We start from the raw sequence: 20,107 nt of genomic DNA on the forward strand, positions 1-20,107 counted from the left end.
AAAGAGAAAATTTTATGGCGCGAAAAAAACTGCAGGTTTGGCTTCCACTTATATTTTCAGTTGTTATGATTATTGGTATGATGATAGGTTACCAGCTTCGGGCAAAAACCACGGGCGGTAATTCTTTCCTGCAGAATACTATCTCATCGCCGTTGCAGGAGGTAATAAGCCTTATTAAAAATAAGTATGTTGATAATGTAAATATGGATAGTCTTGAAGAGCCTGCCATTACCGGTGTGCTTGAACGGCTTGACCCGCATTCTGTTTTTATTCCGGCACAAGACCTGCAGGCTTTAAACGAAGATTTGCAGGGTAATTTCCAGGGCATTGGTATAGAATTTCAAATGATCAATGATACGGTGAATGTAATGAACGTTATTCCCGATGGCCCTTCGTTTAAAGCCGGTATCCAGATTGGTGATAAGATTGTAAGCGTTAACGATACGGTGAATTTAACCGGCAAGGATGTTAACACAACAGTTATCCGCAGGGAGCTAAGAGGTGAGTATGGTTCAGTTGTAACTGTTGGCGTTTTTCGCGGCAAGGAATTGAAAAAAATAAAAATTACCCGTGGCATTATTCCTTTGTATTCACTGGATGCGGCCTATATGTTAGACAGCGTTACTGGTTATATAAAGCTAAACAAATTTGCGGAAACCACTTACCGCGAATTTATGCAGGCTATGGAAAAACTACAGGCACAGCATATGCAGCAACTGGTGCTTGATCTTCGCGAAAACGGCGGCGGCATTATGCAGCAGGCCATTAATATTGCCGATGAATTTTTAAATGAAAATAAACTGATCGTTTATACAAAGGGAGAACATTCTCCGCGAGCCGATTACCGTTGCAGCAAAGATGGGGTTTTTGAAAAAGGTAAACTGGTAGTATTAGTTGATGAAACTTCTGCATCAGCGAGTGAAATAGTTGCCGGCGCTTTGCAGGATTGGGACAGGGCTACTATTGTGGGCAGAAGAACTTTTGGCAAAGGTTTGGTACAACAGCAATTTAACCTGAGCGACAGATCGGCTGTGCGTCTTACCGTAGCACGTTATTATACGCCGCTCGGACGAAATATTCAGAAGCCTTACGATAAAGGCCGCGAACAATACCAGGAAGAATTAATGAACCGTTATCATGACGGCGAACTTATTGTTGGCGATACATCAAAACCCAAAGGCCAGGCATATAAAACACCGTCCGGACATTTGGTATATGGTGGTGGCGGTATTACGCCCGATATCTTTGTGGCATATGATACCACCTCGCAGCCACGAAAAGTGATTGAATTATTTACAAGAGGCACACTTAGAAATTTCATTTACAATTATTACATAGAACACAAAACCCAGTTAGAACAATTTAAATCGCCCGGTGAATTGATGAAGAAATATACCATAGGTGAAGATGAATGGAAGCAGTTGGAAAACTTTGCTATAAGAGATTCCCTGGATATAAAAAGCTTTGATGCATCTGCCAAAACCTTTGTAATGCAGCAAATGCAGAATTTACTGGCGAGGCAAATCTGGCGCAGTGAAGGTTATTATGAATTTGCCAATACAACTGACCCCATGATTAAAAAGGCATTGGAAGTATTGAGCCAGGACTCGCCGGCGGAACTTTCTAAGTAGTTGTTAATCGTGAATAAACAAACAAATAAACCTTCAGTCTTTAATAATTAATTCCAAAGATTTCTTCTTTAAAATTAATTCTTTAATAAGTGAGTATACTACTTCACTATTGGCAATACCAGCTTTGAAGCATTGCCTGCATCGTGATAAACCTTGATATCTGATTTTATAAAGTCACTGTCTTTTGCATGATAGATGTCAAGAAATTGTTGTGGATTTCTGTCAGTTAAAGGAAACCAGGAGCTTTGTACCTGCACCATTATTTTATGGCCTTTTTTAAACGTATGCGCCACATCGGGCAATTCATATTTTACCTGTGTTATTTTACCCGGCACAAAAGGTTCAGGTTTTTCAAGGCTGTTACGAAATTTGCCGCGCATAATTTCAGCACGCACCAGCATTTGATAGCCGTTCATTAAATATGTATCGGTATCGCTGTATTTAAAATCATCGGGAAAAACATCTATCAGTTTTACAACAAAATCAGCATCGGTAGTTGAAAGGCTTACCATTAAATCTGCTATAACAGGCCCGGCCAGCGTTACATCTTCTGTTAATGTATTTGTTTCAAAACTTAATACATCTGTCCTGCGGGAAGCAAAACGCTGGTCATCGGTCATATATTCCCTTGTGCGGTGGTCTAATTCGCCTTCAGCGTATGGAACCGGGTGCGCAGGATCGCTTATATATTCAGAGAAATTTTGTTTGGTGACGGTTGGTTTGGTAAAGGAAAGCTGCCTGTTATCACCCAAATAAATATCCGTCATTTTCACATCAGCCGGCGGCCAGCTAACCAGTTTATGCCATTGGTTTTCGCCGGTGAAAAACACGGTTGCTTTAGCCAGGCTGTCAACAGAACCTTTGCCTTTCAGATAATAATTGAAGAAGGGAAATTCAATATGCTGTTCATACCATTCTGCCGTATTGCTGCCAAACTGCACATTGCCTAAATTAAAACCTTTTTTACTTGCCCACTGGCCGTGATACCAAGGGCCTTCCACAATTCTTAGATTGGTTGCGGGGCTTTGTTTTTCTATGGCTTTAAAAGTTTGCCATGCACCAAAACAATCTTCCGCATCAAACAAACCGCCCACTACCATTACAGCAGGTTTTACATTGTAACAACCAGCCCTGGCATTGCGGGCTTTCCAGAACGCATCATACGTTGGATGGCTCATTAAAGTATCCCAAAACCAAACACTGTCTGCTTTTGCAACGGCAGTTAAGTTAGGTAAGGCGCCTGTCTTTAAATAATAATCATACTTATTGTTAGTGAAAAACTGCTTTGCCTCTGGCCCAGCCGTTGTTGGTTTTGGCCTTGGCTTGCCAAAACCTCTGCCGATATAAAACTCATAGGCATCCATGGCAAAGAATACGCCGTTGTGATGAAAGTCATCGCCTGCAAACCAATCTGTAACGGGGGCCTGCGGGCTCACTGCTTTTAATGCAGGATGGCCGCTTAAAGCTGCTTCTGTTGAATAAAAACCCGGATAAGAAATACCCATTACACCCACATTGCCATTGTTGCCGGGAATATTTTTTACCATCCAGTCAATAGCATCATACGTATCGCTGGCTTCATCAATTTCTTTGCCTTCTTTATTGGCATTGAATGGACGAACATTAGCAAAATCGCCTTCGCTCATCCAGCGGCCACGCACATCCTGCGTTACAAATATGTAGCCTTCATGTATGTATTGCGTGAAATAGCTCAGCCAGTATTTTTTATAATTATTCTCGCCATAAGGCGCACATGAATAGGGTGTGCGGGTTAACAGTATCGGGTGTTTTTCTGCACTGTCATTCGGGATATAAAAAGAAGTGAACAGCTTAACGCCGTCACGCATTGGTATATAAATTTCTTTCTTGGTATAATGCGTAACAAACCATGTTGAATCGATCGTTTGCGCCGGCAGGTTACTGCATATAAACAATAAAATAATAACGATGAACTTTTTCATAATACTGATTTAGCGGGATAAAATGTGTGCATCAAAAATATTGAATATGATGCATTGAATATTATTTGCAATATTTGTTTTGTGCATCATGGTTTAGAAAGAAATACCAATCAGTAAAATTTCATTTAACATTGTTATCATTTTAATCAACATATCATGAAAAAAATTACATTGCTTGTAGTTTGCGTGGCTTTGTTTTCAACTTTTTCTATGACACAATCATCAACAAAAATGTTAAGGCATGTTGTTTTATTTGGATGGAAAGCTGGCGCCGATTCAGCAACCATTGATAAAACAGTAAAAGCTTTTGCCGCATTACCCGGCGAAATCAGCCAGATAAAAGCCTTTGAATGGGGAACCAATAATAGTCCTGAAAAATTAAACCAGGGTTTAACGCACTGCTTTGTGCTGAGTTTTAGCAGCGAGCATGACCGCGATGCTTATCTTGTGCATCCAGCGCATGTTGCGTTTACCAAAATACTCTCACCCATATTGGATAAAGTAACCGTGGTGGATTACTGGGCGCAGCAGTAAGCTTGGAATTTGGAATCAGGGTGCAACTGATAAAAGTTGATAAGTTGAATTGTTGATTGATTGCAAGTTGAAAGGCCTCTTCACTTATTTCTCGTATTTCCAGTTGCGGCTTTTGCCTTCAGCAATCCATTCAACAGCCGTTTCTATGCGCTTGAGTTTTGTAGGTTCTGTTTTGGCTTCGGTTATCCAGAGAATATAATCTTTTCTTTTGCCCGGCGGAAAATTATCAAACACCGTCTGAGCTTTCTTATTCTTTTTTAAAGCGGCAGTAAAATCAACAGGTATTTCCAGGTTAACAGGCGCCGGTTTCTTTGGTTTAATTATTTTAATATTCTCTTCATTCAGCTTCATCGCTTCTTTTATATAAGCTGTCAATATTTTTTCAGGAGGAATTTCTTTTACTGATGTTATCCTGCCGAAATTGCCCATGCCATCCCTTTCCGAAACCTGCAAAATGCCTTCTGGATCTTTCAGCAATTTAGCTTTCCAGAACATGAATGAACAATGTTCTTTAAAGGCCGCCATAGCACATAATGTGCTGCCTTTATAATCAAAAAAAGGCATACTCCATTTTATGGTTTCTTCAACATCAGGACAAGCCTTATGAACTATTTTTCTTAATTGATTTAAAATGGGCTTTGCAAAAGCTGCTTTCTTTTCAATGTAGGCATCAATACGTTTATCAGTGGCTGGCATAAGCAATAATTTATATTCAAATTTATAAAGAGAAGTTGATTAGTTGAATTGTTGATTGTTTGAAAGGTGAGAAAGGGATATATGCTTGAACTTGTGAACAAGTGAACCAATGATAACTAACCGGGAATTGGAAACAGCCTGCTTATTTATATTACATTTGTTGTCAGAAATGATTCATGCCATTCTTTAGAAATTTTATATACTGGATTGATAAACGCAGGTGGAAATATTTTTTCCTGCTTGCCTCACTTGAATTATCCTCTCTGTAAGCTGTCTTCTTTATTGATGATTCATCTTATTTGTAATTTTTAAAAATTTTTTATGCCTTATTATTATACGCTCGGAAATATTCCGCATAAGCGCCATACACAATTCCGTAAACCCGATGGCGGTTTATATTCAGAACAATTGTTCAGCACGGAAGGTTTTAGTAATGATTATGCTTTACTGTATCATGTGCATCCGCCAACGCGCATTATTCAAACCGATGAAGCCATTGATGTAACGCCAAAAATTGCTGAAGAAAAAATGTTGAAGCACCGCAGTTTTGAGGGCTTTAATATCAAACCCCAAAATGATTTTCTTAAAAGCCGCATGCCTGTTTTAACCAATGGCGATTGCACCATCACTTTGGCTGCACCAAAAGGCGGAACAGAAAATTATTTTTATAAAAATGCCGATGCAGACGAAGTAATTTTTGTGCACGAGGGCAGCGGTTCTGTTTTTACGCAATACGGAGAATTGCCCTTTAGTTATGGTGATTATATTGTTTTGCCAAGAGGAACTATTTATCAAATAAAATTTACAGATGAAAATAACAGGTTATTTATTGTTGAATCGCATCATCCCATACGGTTTCCAAAAAAGTATTTAAGTAAATATGGCCAGTTGATGGAACATTCGCCCTACTGTGAACGTGATATACGCCCGCCGCAAAATTTAAAAACATTCGATGAACCTGGTGATTTTATAATTAAAACAAAAAAACAAAACCAGTTATACGGCATTCATTATGGTCATCATCCTTTTGATGTGGTGGGATGGGACGGCTGCTGTTATCCATTCATTTTTTCCATACACGATTTTGAACCTATAACCGGCCGGGTGCACCAGCCACCACCGGTACATGAAACCTTTGAAACAAATGCTTTTGTACTGTGCAGTTTTGTACCGCGTTTATTTGATTATCATCCGCAAAGTATTCCTGCGCCTTATAACCATAGCAATATTGACAGCGATGAAGTGATTTATTATGTGGCCGGTGATTTTATGAGCCGCAAAAATGTTACACGGGGGATGATAACCTTGCATCCGGCGGGTATTCCGCACGGGCCGCATCCCGGCGCTGTTGAAAAAAGTATTGGCGCAAAGGAAACAAAAGAACTGGCTGTAATGGTTGATACATTCAGGCCTTTAATGCTTACGCAGGCCGCACTTGAAATTGAGAACCCGGGTTATATTATGAGTTGGGCGGAATAAAAAATTATAATTAGATTATATTTAAAATATTTTTAGATTTGTCTAAATTTATTGAAAATATATGTCTAAATATATTTATCCGGGTATACTTATATTCCTGCTCGGCAACACCGATACTTTTTCCCAGGAAAGAATTGCTACCGACAGGCCTGATCAGACAGAAACGGCGACACTTGTTCCCAAAAATTTTTTCCAGGGAGAATTTGGTTTTGGAAAAATATCAATACATAATAATGAGTACACAGTTGTTCATCCAACCGGCTTGCTTAAATATGGCTTAACCAAAAATTTTGAATTAAGGCTTGAAGGAAATTTTATTACGGAATATAACCAACTGATACCGCAACCTAAAACCACCAGAGGCCTTGAACCTTTACAAATTGGTTTTAAGACGGCGCTTTTTGAAGGGAAAAATATCATTCCCAGGACTTCGTTTATAACGCACATAGCCTTGCCTTTTCTTGCAACACAAGAATTTAAAGCGCAATATATAGCACCATCTTTTGTACTTGTGATGGATAATGATATTACCAACACGATGGATATCGGCTATAACTTCGGTGCGGCGTGGGATGGTTTTTCAACAACGCCTGAATGGATATATACAGTATCTTTTGGGTTTGATATGAGCAAAAAGTTTTCAGGTTACATAGAAACATTTGGCGCTTTAAAAAAAAATGAACCGGCAAAACACAGCATTGATGGCGGCTTATGTTATTATATAAGCAACGATGTAAAGCTGGATGCATACGCAGGTTCCGGCGTTTCCAAACATGCAGATAATAGTTTTTTTGGCATTGGAATTTCGTTCAGGTTTAAGTGAGCCTGAACGAAAATTTTAAAAAATATAGATGAATGCCGTGCTATTCTTTTCGGCTTACGTTCAAGTCGCATGTATTCACTGAATAATATCTTATCACCGTTGTTCCTGCGGTGGGCGCTTACTCGGTTTGCCTTTCAGGCCGCATTTGAGGAAAGAATAAAACATCCTGTATAGAGGGTTGATTTGTCATCAGCATACACAAACGATCAATGCCAATGCCAATACCACTTGTGGGCGGCATACCATATTCCAGCGCACGTAAAAAATCTTCATCAATATACATGGCTTCATCATCGCCGCGTTCCATTAAACGGCTTTGCTCTTCAAAACGTTCACGCTGATCAACAGGATCATTTAATTCTGTATAAGCATTGGCCAGTTCTTTACCGTTAACCATTAATTCAAATCTTTCAACAAGTCCGGGTTTACTGCGGTGTTTTTTGGTGAGCGGGCTCATTTCAACAGGATAATCAATAATAAACGTGGGCTGAATAAAATTAGCTTCTGCTTTCTCGCCAAAAATCGTATCAATCAGTTTGCCTTTACCCATGCTTTTATCAACTTCAAGATGCAGTTGCTTACACACTTCATACAACTGTTCTTCATTCATTTCACTTACATCAAAGCCCGTGTATTCTTTAATGGCATCATAAATGCTGATGCGTTTAAAAGGCGCTTTAAAGTTGATGATGTTATCGCCAACCTGTACTTCGGTCGTGCCATGCAATGCCAGGGCAATTTGTTCAAACAACTGCTCGGTTGTTTCCATCATCCAGAAATAATCTTTGTAAGCCGTGTACCATTCAAGAATGGTGAATTCCGGGTTATGTGTTCTGTCCATGCCTTCATTCCTGAAGTCGCGGCTGAATTCATACACCCAGTCAAAACCCCCAACGATCAGTCTTTTTAAATACAATTCATTGGCAATGCGCATATACAAAGGAATATCCAGCGCGTTATGATGCGTAACAAACGGCCTTGCCGCAGCACCGCCGGGAATAGGTTGTAATACCGGCGTTTCCACTTCAAAAGCGCCACGTTCATTTAAAAAATGACGTATGGTATTAATGAGTTTGGTGCGTTTTACAAAGGTGTCTTTTATTTCAGGCTGAACAATAAGGTGCGCATAACGCTGGCGATAGCGAAATTCAGGATCTGTTACCTCATCATATACATTGCCTTCATCGTCGCGCTTTACAACCGGTAATGGCTTCAGCGATTTGGAAAGCAGTGTAAAGCTTTTGGCATGAACGGAAATTTCGCCGGTACGTGTTACAAAAACAAAACCCGTAACACCAATGATATCGCCTAAATCAATTAAATGTTTTATTACTTCATCAAACAATGTTTTGTCTTCGCCGGGGCATACGTCGTCTTTACGCACATATAATTGAATAATGCCTTTGCTGTCTTGTATTTTAATAAAAAATACTTTGCCTTTATCATTGATACTCATTATTCTGCCTGCTACGCATACATCTGCAAACTGGTCTTTTGTTTCTTCTGAAAAAGTATTTTTTATATCAGCCGAATAATGCGTTACGGGATAAAGCGGTGCAGGGTAAGGATTAACGCCTAACGCTTCAAGTTTTTCTAATTTATTTCTGCGGATAATTTCCTGTTCAGACAATTGCGCACTCATTTTAATGTATGATTCTGAATTTATGATTTTTGTTATTGCGGTTACTTAACCGGGCGGCAAATATAAGCCAACAAAAATGTTTACTGTTGGCGGGATGAATCGTATTCTGATATACAGCAATAAAAAAATCCCGCTGGTAACGGGATTTTTAATTTGATTGAGGAAAGACTACATGCCTTCCTGTGATTTAACCTTGTTTACGGTGCCTTTTCCCGGCAAATAAATCTGAAAGCCAAAGTTGAGGCTCAAATTGTTTTGGTATGTCTGGTTACCGAATCCAACTAAGCCATTATATTTTAACAGTGTTTCCAGCCCAATATTCGGGGTAATAAAATAGGCATAACCGGGACCAAATCCTAAACCTAAGCCATTCGTGCTTCCACCACCTTTTGATACATTTCGCCCTTCAATACCCACATTGGCTTCGCCAAACCAGCGGCCATGTTTCAGAAGATTCAAATTTGGCTTGTTTATATAATACCTGCCCATAGGCCCTACGCCGTAAGTGGTAACAGTAGCTGAAGCATCATTTTGTTTGCTTACGCCAAGGGTTGCGTAACCACCCAAAGCAATATTATCGTTTATAAACCATGCGGCTTTTGGTGACAGGTTTATATCGTAGCCAGAATTTTTATTAAGGCCAAGATTAAATTTCGCTAAATCTGTGCCCACTAAAACATTTCCTTTTTCGAGCTGGGCATTAATTTTCTGGGTACAAAGCAGCGATAAAATGGTTAATACTGCTAATGTCTTTTTCATAAATAATGTTTTCGTTTTCAATTTGTTTTTGTTCTTGACACCTTCAGAAATATCATGCCAACCACATATAATCTTTAAGTTAATGTTTTTAAAAAGCAATGTCAGATTAACAGGTTAACGTCATCATCTTCCAGGAGATTGAGATTTATGGAATCGTTGCCGGCGATTCCTTCAACGGAGCCTTTTATGTGTGCCGCATTCAGCAACACTTTTTCGAGCTGTTTCTCCCTAACCTTCCATAATTTTTCCATGGCGTCCCGTTCTTTTTGTATGCTTAGCTTCATATTTAAAAAACCTTCCCGAATGGCATTCCACTGCTCGCTGAATTCATGGCTGGTTAAATAGTTATAAAGCATGTGCATTTTATCGCCTTTATTTTCCTGGCTTTTGGTAAGCTGAAAAACTTTTAAAATGCTGGTACGTAAAACGGAGGCGAGGCTTCTTACTTCGGTGAAAGTGCATACATATACGCCATCTTTTTCCCCAAAACGTTCCATGTCTTTTGGCAAAGTTTGTGTAACGATTACAGCAATATCTGCGCCCTGGCTGCGCATATCAGCTTTTAATTTGTCAATCCAGTCGGCGCCAAAGCTTGCAGTTCGTTTGCTTTCATAAATGATTTTGCCACATTCGTTGCCAAACGGGTTACAAACCACCTGTATGCAATCGGCCCCTCGAATCCCTTTTCCAACCGGCAAAATTTTATCATGCGGAAATGTGTTATGCAGGATGTTTTCAAGCATCAGCTCCTGCACTTCGCCCTGCAACTGCATGCTGCCTTGTTCCGCCTTACGCCTCATTTCTTCTGCCAGTTTTTTCTGATCTTCAAGCTGTTTTTCTTTTTCGGCGAGCTTTAATTTATAATCATTCTCCAACTGTTCTTTTTTCTGATCTTCAATCTTCCTTATCTCAATAGCAAGAAGTTCCCTTTCTTCAACCAGCTTCTTTTGAATATTCAATTCGAGCTCTTCTTCTTTACGTTTTAGCTGTTGCTCTTTTTGCATGTATTCAAACTCTTTGCGCCTGGCCTCCTTCAATTTTTCCTCATTAGCTGCAACGGATTGCTGCAACATTTTCATTTGGTTTTCGTAATCCGCGCTTAAAGACTTCCTGAGAGATTGTTCAAGATCGGCCTGCAGCTTTTGCTTTTCATCTGCAAGCCGCTTATTCAGTTCATCGTCTTTTGCGGTTAATTGTTTTTGAAATTCCGATTCTTTTTTTCTGAAATCTTCTTCCTTCTTCAACTGCCAGTCTTTCATTTTAGACCTTAGCTCATGTTCAATTTGTTCCCTTATTACATTATTAGGTTCAAATTCATGTCCGCACGAAGGGCAGGTTAACATTGTTATTGCCATATACAAATCAATTAGGGCATAAAGATAATGCTAAGAAATTTGGTATAGGCCGGATGACGAAGGCGGGCTGAGGTGATTATTTAATAATATAGCTGTCAATGTCGGTAGTGGTAGTGGGGCCCGCAGGCAATATTTGCCTGGAAACATTTTTTATAATCCCTATGCCTTTCGCAACATAATAATCCTGCTTATACACAACAATATAAAAAAATGTAACGGGTTTTCTTATTTCAACATAGCTATGGATTACATTATTATATGTTTTACCATTTACTTTAAGGGTAATATTTTTTTTGCAGGATTTTTCCATAACACTTTAATTTAACGCCATTGGCAGAGCCTGCTTTTTGCTGCCATGTTTTGCCAACAGCCAGGTTATCATCCAAAAATAAAATTTCAAGATCTACGGCATCAGCATCGCCGGTTTCTTCCTTCGTGTATATGTAATATTTATGTGAAGTTTGGTTGTAATAAATCGTATCATTTTTTTTGTCCTTATAGGTATTAACGGCTGTATAAGATTTAGCGTTAAAAGTTTTTTTCTGGTTAAGCACTGTAAGTTTGGATTCATCGGCAGCACCGTTTGTTGTATTTGTATAAGACCATGTAGTGCCTGTTGTAAGAGGGAGATAAGTGTCTGTTGTTGCAGTTACGCTGCTTATGTCATCATCTGCAGCTATAACGGGCTTTGTATTTATTTCTTTGGAACATCCTGCAATAAGGATAGCCACAGCTGGTAGAAGTTTTCTCATGAGTACGGTTTTTTGTGCCCCGCAGGCAGCCAAAATCAGGCCAGCTTAAAAACTATAAAAAATTTTATGCGGATTGTAATTTGGAATTTACCGTTTAGAATAAAATTTTACCAAACTATCATCTTTTCTTTTATTTCACAGGTTTTTGCTTAATTTTTGCTGGTAAATTCTCAATAAAAACATCAATATGAAAAAACTGTTATCGCTTGCCTTAGTTTCAGGCATACTACTTATGGGTATAAACGCCAAAGCGCAGGATAAAAAACCGCCTGCCAGTCCACCCGCAACTGCTTCCGCTACCACATCCAACGGCGTTGAAATTAAAATTAATTATAGCCAGCCTTCCGTTAAAGGCAGAGAAATTGGTAAAGAAGTAGAACCTATGCAAGGTAAGGTTTGGCGAACAGGCGCCAATGATGCTACTGTGTTTGAAGTAAATAAAGACGTTACTATTAATGGCAAGAATTTACCGGCCGGTAAATATGGCCTGTTTTCAATATGGAATGGCGACACCTGGACGATTATATTTAATAAAACATGGAAACAATGGGGCGCTTTTAACTATAAAGATGCCGACGATATTTTACGGGTAGATGTTCCGAATGTTGCGCAGCAAACGCCTTCTGAAAAGATGACCTTTACCGTTGGTACGGATGGAAAGGTTTCACTGGCCTGGGGAAATGTTGGGTTTAGTTTTATGGTGCAATAATTTAACCTGTATAAAGTTTAAAAACTGCCGGCACTTATAGCCGGCAGTTTTTTTATTAATAATCAGAATAAGAAGCGGCATGCATTAAAATAATATCAGCCTTCGATACATTGTTTTTGTATTCAGCCATTGCATTCAGCTTTTTCCATTCAGCATTATCCTGGAAGCTTTTCCAGTGCGCATCCCTGTCAGCCATATTCTCATAACTGGTTAAATACATTAAGTTGGGCATGCGGCTGCCTGTAATTACATCGCCATAGAATATAGCGTTGGCATTAATATCTTTAAATATGCTAACCTCGCCACCCTGGTTAAACATTTTCACTTTGCTTTTATGATAGTTTTCCGTGGCGCTTTCATAGCTTCTCAATTCATAAATATGTTCGGCCTTTGGCGATTTAAGGCTCGGCAATGTTAATTGTGGTGCCATAGGGAACGCCGTAAGTATTATTGTTTCCATTCGTTTGTAGGGCGGGGTTTTATAATCTGCATTTAAATATGAAGCTGCGGCGGTTTTATAAAGATTATCAGTCATTAACCGGTCAGGCAAATTCATAAATTCATCAAAAGATTTGTAAGGAACAATTACGTAAATGATTTTGTCGGCAGCCGTGTCATTTGCTATTGGTTTAAATACACCAACATTTTTTATGTCCTTTCGGTGAAGTGCCGGCAGATATGCTGTTTGCAGATAAGTATCCAGGGCCGTTTCCTGCGAAGCATCGGTAAAATGATATACGGTTATTGCGTAAATATCATTGGCAAAACTTTGGGCCGAAAATGCGATGCAGAAAAGTGCTGCAAAAAATGTAATCCTTTTTTTCATGCTGTTAATTTAAGCAGCTAAGTTAAACAGCAATGGAATAAATATAACGTTCACATTATGTTGAACCTGATAATCTTTTTGAATAGCTATTTTTGCAACTTAAATTTTTTTACATGATAAAAGTGGCTGGCATACAAATGAGCTGTACGGCAGACAAGCAGGCTAACCTTGCAAAAATGACCGGAAAAATAAGGGAGGCGGTGGCTAAAGGTGCGCAGGTTATTTGTTCACAGGAACTATTCACCTCGCTGTATTTTTGCGATGAAGAAAACTATGATAATTTTAAACTGGCAGAACCTATTCCCGGCCAAACCACCGATGCGCTTTGCGCGCTGGCAAAAGAACTGAATGTGGTAATTATTGCTTCGCTGTTTGAAAAAAGAACGCAGGGCATTTATCACAATACAACAGCGGTTATTGATGCGGATGGAACTTTCCTTGGCAAATACCGTAAAATGCATATTCCCGACGACCCAGCCTATTATGAGAAATTTTATTTTACGCCGGGTGATTTAGGTTACAAAGTCTGGAAAACAAAATACGGAACCTTTGGTGTGTTAATATGCTGGGACCAATGGTATCCCGAAGCTGCCCGCATCACATCGCTAATGGGCGCCGAAATTTTATTTTATCCAACTGCCATTGGCTGGGCAACAGACCAGGATGAAGCAACAAATGATGAACAGTACAATGCATGGCAAACTATTCAGCGGAGCCATGCCGTTGCAAATGGTGTGCACGTGGTAAGCGTAAACAGGGTAGGGCTGGAGCAGGATGGAAGAATGAAATTCTGGGGTGGCTCATTTGTTTCCAATCCCTTTGGTAACCTTATTTATAAAGCTTCGCATGATAATGAAGAAGTGTTTGTGGTGGATATTGATACAAATAAAACCGATCAATACAGAACGCACTGGCCTTTTATGCGCGACAGGAGGATCGACTCTTATGAGCAGATAACGAAAAGGTTTATTGATTAAAGTGGAAAAGTAGGAAAGAATGTTCGTGAGATTATAAGCACTTTTATCAATTTAACCCTTGCAGGAAATCCTGGTGATATCAATGCACTAAGAAATTCACTCGAATAAACTCAATAATAAACGTATGTCTAAGAGTCTTGCTGACTTACCGTCTTCCAATCTTCCGGACTTTAAAACTCCCCGCCAACTCGGCTTTTACTTTCCCGCAGAATTTGAGCCGCAGGAAGCTATGTGGCTTAGCTGGCCGCATAAGGAAGCCTCATGGCCAGGAAAAATTGAAACAATTTATAAATCTTATTCACAATTTATAAAAGCGGTTTCGGCAGGGCAGAAGGTGTGCATTAATGTAGTGGATGAAGAAATGAAAACTTTTGCTGAACAGGTGTTAGTAAAGGAAGATGTAAACATGCAGCGGGTGAAGTTTTTTCTGCACCCGACAAACGACGCCTGGTGCCGTGATCATGGACCTGCTTTTGTAGTTAATACAGAGAAAAGAGAAAAAGCTATAGTTGACTGGGGTTATAACGCCTGGGGCAATAAATATCCTCCTTACGATCTGGATGATGTGATACCAACTTTAATTGCAAGAGAATTGAAATTGCCGGTGTTTTATCCGGGTATTGTAATGGAAGGCGGATCGGTTGAATTTAATGGCAAAGGAACGTTGCTCACTTCAACAGCCTGTTTACTAAACCCAAACAGGAACCCGCAACTAAACCAGCAGCAGATTGAAAATTATTTACACGAATATTATGGCGTTGAACAAATTCTTTGGGTAGATGAAGGTATTGTTGGCGACGATACGGATGGTCATATTGATGATACCGTTCGTTTTATAAATGAAGACACGGTGCTTGCCGTAGTGGAAGAAAATAAAGCTGATGAAAATTATGGACTGCTGCAGCATAATTTAAAACAGCTTAAAGCGATGCGGCTGTTAAATGGCAGGCAACTAAATATAGTTGAACTGCCTATGCCCAATGCGGTGGTTTATGAAGACCAGCGGCTGCCTGCTTCCTATGCCAATTTCTATATCGGAAATGATGTTGTGGTTGTGCCTGTTTTCGGATGTGATAAAGATGAAAAGGCATTAGAGATTATTCAGCAGCAATTCCCGGCAAGAAAAGTGATTGGCATAAATTCAGTTGATATTATTTGGGGGTTAGGCAGCTTTCATTGTTTAAGCCAGCAGGAACCGGCAGTGTAAAGTTATCACTGAACAGGGATACTGCTAAACATATATTGCCTGATAGCAATTCATCTGCTGAATGGCTGCGGGATGGAGAGAATACCCCGCTGAAGGTTTGTGCAATGGCTTGTGCGGCGGAGTAGCAGCGACAGCCCGAACCGCGGTTGACAACTTTCATGCTGCTGACAGCCCCTAATAAAAACATTGAGAACTGCTTACCCTATTTCCTGCCAATGTCCCATTTTGCCAAACTTTTCAATACGTAACTGTGTACGGCGTTCGGGCGTTAAATCCCGTACTTCGTTCAGCGCATTTTTAATGTGTTCTTTTAATATGGAGGCAGATAAATCGTAATCCCAATGTGCGCCACCATCCGGCTCAGGCACAATATCATCAACCAGTTCAAAACCCTTCATATCTGTTGCCGTAAGTTTTAATTGTTCCGCCGCTACTTCCTTTTTCTCCCAGCTTCTCCATAAAATAGTGCTGCAGTTTTCGGGAGATATAACGGTGTACCAGGCATTTTCCATCATTAAAATGCGGTCGCCCACGCCAATGCCCAATGCACCACCGCTGGCGCCTTCGCCAATAATACAGCAGATAATGGGCACCCGCAGGCGTATCATTTCGTAAATGTTCCGGGCAATAGCTTCACCCTGACCGCGTTCTTCGGCTTCCATACCGGGATAAGCGCCGGGCGTATCAATTAAAGTAATAACAGGTTTATTAAATTTTTCGGCGATTCTCATTAAGCGCAGCGCCTTGCGATAACCTTCCGGGTTTGCCATACCAAAATTGCGCAACTGGCGGGTTTTGGTGTTGATGCCTTTTTGCTGGCCTATAACCATTACCGTTTCGCCATCAAGCTCGCCCAGGCCGCCTACCATAGCTTTATCATCCTTTACATTGCGGTCGCCATGTATCTCGATAAAATTGGTAAGCATTTTATCAATATATTTCATGGTATAAGGCCTGTCCGGGTGACGACTCAGCTGAACGCGCTGCCAGGGTGTAAGATGTGCTGTAATATTTTTTCTTCTTTCAAAAACCGAATTCTCTAATTGCTGAATGGTTTGAGAATAATCTATTTTGGAATTTTTTTCTGCAAGTTTTTTTGTTTGATCAATTTGCTCATATAGTTCTTTAATCGGCTGTTCAAAATCCAGGAACTGCCTGTTGGGATACTGCGGCATATTGTTAAATTGTTGGGCGGTAAAAGTAAGAGAGAATTTTTAAATACAACTGATGTTTAAAATAGTAATCAAATAAGAAGGTGTGAAGCGGACATGGAAATATCAGACGTCAATTTTTAGATACTACAATAAGATGTACTGTTAAGAGATAAATATGTTCGAAAATACAAAATGTATGGGGAGCTCCTTTTAGTCAGGTTGTACACGTTACTATAAAGATTGAAGTAAAGCTCTTTACTTGCTCAGATTTGTAAAAACAAAAAAGGTTAATCATTGCTGATAAACCTTTTAAGCGGACCGGACGGGACTCGAACCCGCGACCTCCGCCGTGACAGGGCGGCATTCTAACCAACTGAACTACCGATCCAAAACCCCCGTTTATTTTCGGGAGTGCAAATATAGGGGCATTCGGCATTTATCAAACAAATCTTTCAAAGAAAACTTACTAATTTTTATATTTTTACTGTCAGTCGTTCTATTCAAACCGGTTGTTTTGTGAATTTTATTTTGTGAAGTAAGTTTTACAAATTTATTTTCAATTTCAGCCAGCCATTTTGTGCATGCTTTTCCTGGCTTACTGATTTTACAAATATGTAACTATCCATTTAAGTTTTTGATACCCCACTTTAAATTTTAAAACTATTAGTTTAAACATATCCATAGAATTAAATAGTACAAGCCATGTTTTTAGCGTTGGTTGTTTGTCATATTTTAGTTAAACGATTGTCTGAATTCTATTGGTGAAAGTTTTGTCTTTGTTTTGAAAAGTTTGCTGAATGACTGCGAATGTTCAAAACCTAATTCATATGCAATCTCGCTTACCGATAAGTTTGTGGTTGATAATTTTTCTTTGGCTTTGTCAATAAGCATATCATGAATATGTTGTTGTGTGCTTTGTCCGGTTAGCACTTTTAGCAAACTGCTCAAATACTTCGGTGATATGTTTAATGCATCTGCAATGTATTGAACCGTCGGCAACCCTTTTGAAATTAAATTGTCACTGTTGAAATAATCAGCAAGTAAAATTTCCAAACGTTCCAAAATTTGATGATTGGCTTTTTCTCTTGTGATAAACTGACGATTGTAGAACCGCTCGGAATAATTGAGCAAGGTTTCAATTTGAGAAATGATGATTTGTTTGCTAAACCTGTCAATGTTTGCATGATATTCTTCTTTGATATTCTCTATAATTCCGTTGAGCATTTTTTCTTCTTTTTCAGAAAGAAGCAAGGCTTCGTTTACCGAATAGTCAAAGAAATCGTATCGCTTAATATTTTTTGCCAACGATGTATTCCATAAAAAATCTGGGTGAATCAGCAACATCCAGCCTGTGCGTTTTGTGGTTGAATTTTGATTTGCTTCAATTCCGAAAACCTGGTTAGGTGCAACGAAAAACATAATGCCGTCATTAATATCGTATTCAAAAGCATATTCCTGCTGCCCGTATTTCATTTTACCACTAATGCCGCGCTTAACTGAAATTTGATAAAAATTAAAAATCCAATTCACTTCCCTGATATAAGAAGGCCGTTTTATATCAGCATAGTTTACAATACTAATAAGCGGATGTTCTGGTTTGGGCAAGCCTCTTAACCGATGAAATTCGCTGATGGATTTTATATGTATTATCTGCCGTTGTTCCATAATTATAATCCAAAAATTATCCTTGGATGTTTTATTTGACTAATTGCTCCCAATTCCCAAATGCAAATTTTTCCTTTTCTTCTTTGCCAAGTGCCGTTGCATCCAGAAAGTTTCTGGCTTCTCTTCCCGGCCGGTATTGATACGGATAATCAGATGAAAAAAGTATGCGGTCTATGCCAATAATTTCAACGGAACGCTGCAGGTAATTTTGACTAAACATTCCACTTGCCGTTACATACAAGTTTTGCTGCACATACTCAATAAATGGTTTTTGAAGCTTTGTTACCCTGTTTAATGAAGCCAATCTTTCGGTATAAAATAAAATCACTTCGCCCCAATGCCCAAGAATAATCTGAAGATTTGGAAAGCGGTCAAAAACTTTTGCCAAAACCAAACGCACAAATTGTATTCCTGCTTCGTAATGCCAGCCAATCCCGAACGTTGAAAAAGCAATATCTGTTAATTCGTCAAACCCTGAATAATAAATGTCCCGAACGGCTTTTTGCGGAACCTGCGGATGAATGAATAAAGGAACGCCAAGATTTTCTGCACACTCAAATATTTCCCAAAAATCTTTGTGGTCTAAATTTTTATTGCGGGTTCGTCCACATAGCATTGCACCTTTTAAGTTGAGATTTTTTACAGAACGTTCAAGTTCTTTTGCGGCTTCTGTGGGTGCAAACATTGGTAAAGCTGCCAATCCCTGAAATCTGCCGGGATTTTCCGTAATAATTCCGGCAATATAATCATTGGTTTGCTTAGCAAGATTAACGCTTTCGCTTTCTGCATTGTGAAGGCAGGGACTTGTAAGCGAAAGCACCTGCACATCAATTCCAGTTTCATCCATAAGTTGAAGGCGTAAATCTCCAATGTCTTCCAAAAGCTTTTCTATCTTACCAACATGAAGCATTTCCGTTGGGTCATCTTTGTCCGGATGTTTATGCCATTCATCTCTAATTGCCTGTGTCAAGAAATGTTCTTCTATTGCTATCAGTTTCATTTTGCGGATTTAAAAATAATTCTGTTTCATATCGTCCAGCAAACCGATGTGTGCAGGTTGCCAGCCTAATTGCTCTTGTGTTTTGGAATTTGTAGCCATAGTTTCCATTGTAATGAAATTACTCATCCACTCAAAATGTTTTGCCAATTCATTGCCTGCCACAGATTTTACAGGCAGGTTCAGCATTTCTCCAATTAGCGTTGCGATTGTTTTCAATTCAATGCCTTTGTCGCCAATAATATTATACAATGCCCCTTTGTTGCTTTTTTCCACCGCTAAACGAAATGCTTTTGCCGCGTCCAGGCGATGAACGGCACACCAATGATTAGTGCCTTCGTTAGGATAAGCTGAAATACCATTTTTGCGTGCAAGTGAAATAATGAACGGAATAAAACCATAGTCACCTTTGTCGTGAACGGACGGTGCTAAACGAATGACAGAAGCATTAACGCCTTTTTCAGCCAGTGCCAATGCTGTTACCTCCGAAGTTCTTGGTGAATGCTGTATCGTGCTTTCTTCCGTCACAAATCCGTTGATTAAGGGCAGGCCCAACATTCCGCTTGTTACTATAATGGGTTTATCTGTGCCAACCAGTGCTTCGCCCATTGCATTAATGGCGTTCTTATCCATTTCTGCAGCTTTGAGAAATTGCGAAAAATCGTTCGTCAGCATAAAGTCGTGGAAAAATGCTGCATGAATAATACCATTCGCTTGCAAAGCACCTTGCTTCAAGATGTCCAGGTCTTCAAGACTTCCTGATAAAACTTCCGCACCCATTCCGCTTATAATTTTTGCAGATTTTTCTGAACGTGCTAAACCAATAACCTTGTGCCCTGCACCAATTAATTCCCTGACTATTGCAGAGCCAATGAAGCCCGAAGCTCCTGTTACAAATACTTTCATTTTTTACTGTTTAAATTGAATAATGCAAAGTTGC

At 39.4% G+C, this 20,107-nt stretch carries 19 protein-coding genes and 1 tRNA gene; 7 read left to right on the forward strand and 13 right to left on the reverse strand.

Annotated features, from left to right (window positions below; translation table 11 throughout):
* Positions 1-14: 14 nt before the first annotated feature.
* Positions 15-1,631 (forward strand): S41 family peptidase, encoded by a 1,617-nt coding sequence (locus tag ACTHN6_RS01810; protein WP_440434000.1) that lies wholly within the window; start codon positions 15-17, stop codon positions 1,629-1,631.
* A 98-nt stretch (positions 1,632-1,729) separates the two neighbouring features.
* Here the strand turns inward: ACTHN6_RS01810 and ACTHN6_RS01815 are convergent, their stop codons facing one another.
* On the reverse strand, positions 1,730-3,592 hold the full coding sequence (locus ACTHN6_RS01815) for a CocE/NonD family hydrolase (protein WP_440434001.1): 1,863 nt from the start codon (positions 3,590-3,592) through the stop codon (positions 1,730-1,732).
* A 156-nt stretch (positions 3,593-3,748) separates the two neighbouring features.
* On the opposite strand from ACTHN6_RS01815, the gene ACTHN6_RS01820 reads away from it, so the two are divergent.
* Complete coding sequence (locus ACTHN6_RS01820) at positions 3,749-4,126, forward strand: Dabb family protein (protein ID WP_440434002.1); 378 nt, start codon at positions 3,749-3,751, stop codon at positions 4,124-4,126.
* An 84-nt stretch (positions 4,127-4,210) separates the two neighbouring features.
* Here ACTHN6_RS01820 and ACTHN6_RS01825 read toward each other — a convergent pair whose 3' ends face one another.
* Positions 4,211-4,822 carry a YdeI/OmpD-associated family protein gene (locus tag ACTHN6_RS01825; RefSeq protein WP_440434003.1) on the reverse strand — a complete coding sequence of 204 codons (612 nt, stop codon included), beginning with the start codon at positions 4,820-4,822 and terminating at the stop codon, positions 4,211-4,213.
* Positions 4,823-5,143: 321 nt separating this feature from the next.
* On the opposite strand from ACTHN6_RS01825, the gene ACTHN6_RS01830 reads away from it, so the two are divergent.
* Positions 5,144-6,301: a homogentisate 1,2-dioxygenase gene (locus tag ACTHN6_RS01830; RefSeq protein WP_440434004.1), complete on the forward strand. Its 1,158-nt coding sequence runs from the start codon at positions 5,144-5,146 to the stop codon at positions 6,299-6,301.
* Between the two features lie 61 nt (positions 6,302-6,362).
* On the forward strand, positions 6,363-7,124 hold the full coding sequence (locus tag ACTHN6_RS01835; RefSeq protein WP_440434005.1) for a transporter: 762 nt from the start codon (positions 6,363-6,365) through the stop codon (positions 7,122-7,124).
* 118 nt (positions 7,125-7,242) lie between these two features.
* Here ACTHN6_RS01835 and lysS read toward each other — a convergent pair whose 3' ends face one another.
* From lysS to ACTHN6_RS01860, 5 genes are all read right to left on the reverse strand, one after another.
* Positions 7,243-8,766, reverse strand: a complete 1,524-nt coding sequence (gene lysS, locus ACTHN6_RS01840) for a lysine--tRNA ligase (RefSeq protein ID WP_440434006.1) — start codon at positions 8,764-8,766, stop codon at positions 7,243-7,245.
* 168 nt (positions 8,767-8,934) lie between these two features.
* Positions 8,935-9,525: a hypothetical protein gene (locus ACTHN6_RS01845; RefSeq protein ID WP_440434007.1), complete on the reverse strand. Its 591-nt coding sequence runs from the start codon at positions 9,523-9,525 to the stop codon at positions 8,935-8,937.
* 101 nt (positions 9,526-9,626) lie between these two features.
* Positions 9,627-10,880 carry a DUF2130 domain-containing protein gene (locus ACTHN6_RS01850; protein ID WP_440434008.1) on the reverse strand — a complete coding sequence of 418 codons (1,254 nt, stop codon included), beginning with the start codon at positions 10,878-10,880 and terminating at the stop codon, positions 9,627-9,629.
* Positions 10,881-10,956: 76 nt separating this feature from the next.
* Positions 10,957-11,190 (reverse strand): hypothetical protein, encoded by a 234-nt coding sequence (locus ACTHN6_RS01855; protein WP_440434009.1) that lies wholly within the window; start codon positions 11,188-11,190, stop codon positions 10,957-10,959.
* Entirely contained in the window at positions 11,156-11,632 is a 477-nt protein-coding gene (locus tag ACTHN6_RS01860) for a hypothetical protein (RefSeq protein ID WP_440434010.1), read from the reverse strand. The genes ACTHN6_RS01855 and ACTHN6_RS01860 overlap by 35 nt, the downstream gene beginning before the upstream one ends.
* A 187-nt stretch (positions 11,633-11,819) precedes the next feature.
* Here ACTHN6_RS01860 and ACTHN6_RS01865 point away from each other — a divergent pair, with 187 nt between their 5' ends.
* Entirely contained in the window at positions 11,820-12,341 is a 522-nt protein-coding gene (locus tag ACTHN6_RS01865) for a DUF2911 domain-containing protein (protein WP_440434011.1), read from the forward strand.
* Positions 12,342-12,396: 55 nt separating this feature from the next.
* Here ACTHN6_RS01865 and ACTHN6_RS01870 read toward each other — a convergent pair whose 3' ends face one another.
* Positions 12,397-13,167, reverse strand: a complete 771-nt coding sequence (locus ACTHN6_RS01870) for an NIPSNAP family protein (RefSeq protein ID WP_440434012.1) — start codon at positions 13,165-13,167, stop codon at positions 12,397-12,399.
* Positions 13,168-13,280: 113 nt separating this feature from the next.
* Here ACTHN6_RS01870 and ACTHN6_RS01875 point away from each other — a divergent pair, with 113 nt between their 5' ends.
* Together ACTHN6_RS01875 and ACTHN6_RS01880 are read left to right on the forward strand one after the other, a co-directional pair.
* Positions 13,281-14,144, forward strand: coding sequence for a carbon-nitrogen hydrolase (locus ACTHN6_RS01875; RefSeq protein ID WP_440434013.1), 864 nt, complete (start codon positions 13,281-13,283; stop codon positions 14,142-14,144).
* Between the two features lie 124 nt (positions 14,145-14,268).
* Entirely contained in the window at positions 14,269-15,351 is a 1,083-nt protein-coding gene (locus ACTHN6_RS01880) for an agmatine deiminase family protein (RefSeq protein WP_440434014.1), read from the forward strand.
* Between the two features lie 197 nt (positions 15,352-15,548).
* Here ACTHN6_RS01880 and ACTHN6_RS01885 read toward each other — a convergent pair whose 3' ends face one another.
* The 5 genes from ACTHN6_RS01885 to ACTHN6_RS01905 all read right to left on the reverse strand — a co-directional run bounded on the left by ACTHN6_RS01885 (position 15,549) and on the right by ACTHN6_RS01905 (position 20,073).
* On the reverse strand, positions 15,549-16,526 hold the full coding sequence (locus tag ACTHN6_RS01885) for an acetyl-CoA carboxylase carboxyltransferase subunit alpha (protein WP_440434015.1): 978 nt from the start codon (positions 16,524-16,526) through the stop codon (positions 15,549-15,551).
* Between the two features lie 293 nt (positions 16,527-16,819).
* Positions 16,820-16,893, reverse strand: a tRNA-Asp gene (locus ACTHN6_RS01890).
* A 344-nt stretch (positions 16,894-17,237) separates the two neighbouring features.
* On the reverse strand, positions 17,238-18,170 hold the full coding sequence (locus ACTHN6_RS01895) for a helix-turn-helix domain-containing protein (RefSeq protein WP_440434016.1): 933 nt from the start codon (positions 18,168-18,170) through the stop codon (positions 17,238-17,240).
* A 31-nt stretch (positions 18,171-18,201) separates the two neighbouring features.
* Complete coding sequence (locus ACTHN6_RS01900; protein ID WP_440434017.1) at positions 18,202-19,170, reverse strand: amidohydrolase family protein; 969 nt, start codon at positions 19,168-19,170, stop codon at positions 18,202-18,204.
* Positions 19,171-19,179: 9 nt separating this feature from the next.
* Positions 19,180-20,073: an SDR family oxidoreductase gene (locus ACTHN6_RS01905; protein ID WP_440434018.1), complete on the reverse strand. Its 894-nt coding sequence runs from the start codon at positions 20,071-20,073 to the stop codon at positions 19,180-19,182.
* Positions 20,074-20,107: the final 34 nt, after the last annotated feature.

It is taken from the genome of Parafilimonas sp. (assembly GCF_051953455.1).
GTDB lineage: Bacteria > Bacteroidota > Bacteroidia > Chitinophagales > Chitinophagaceae > Parafilimonas.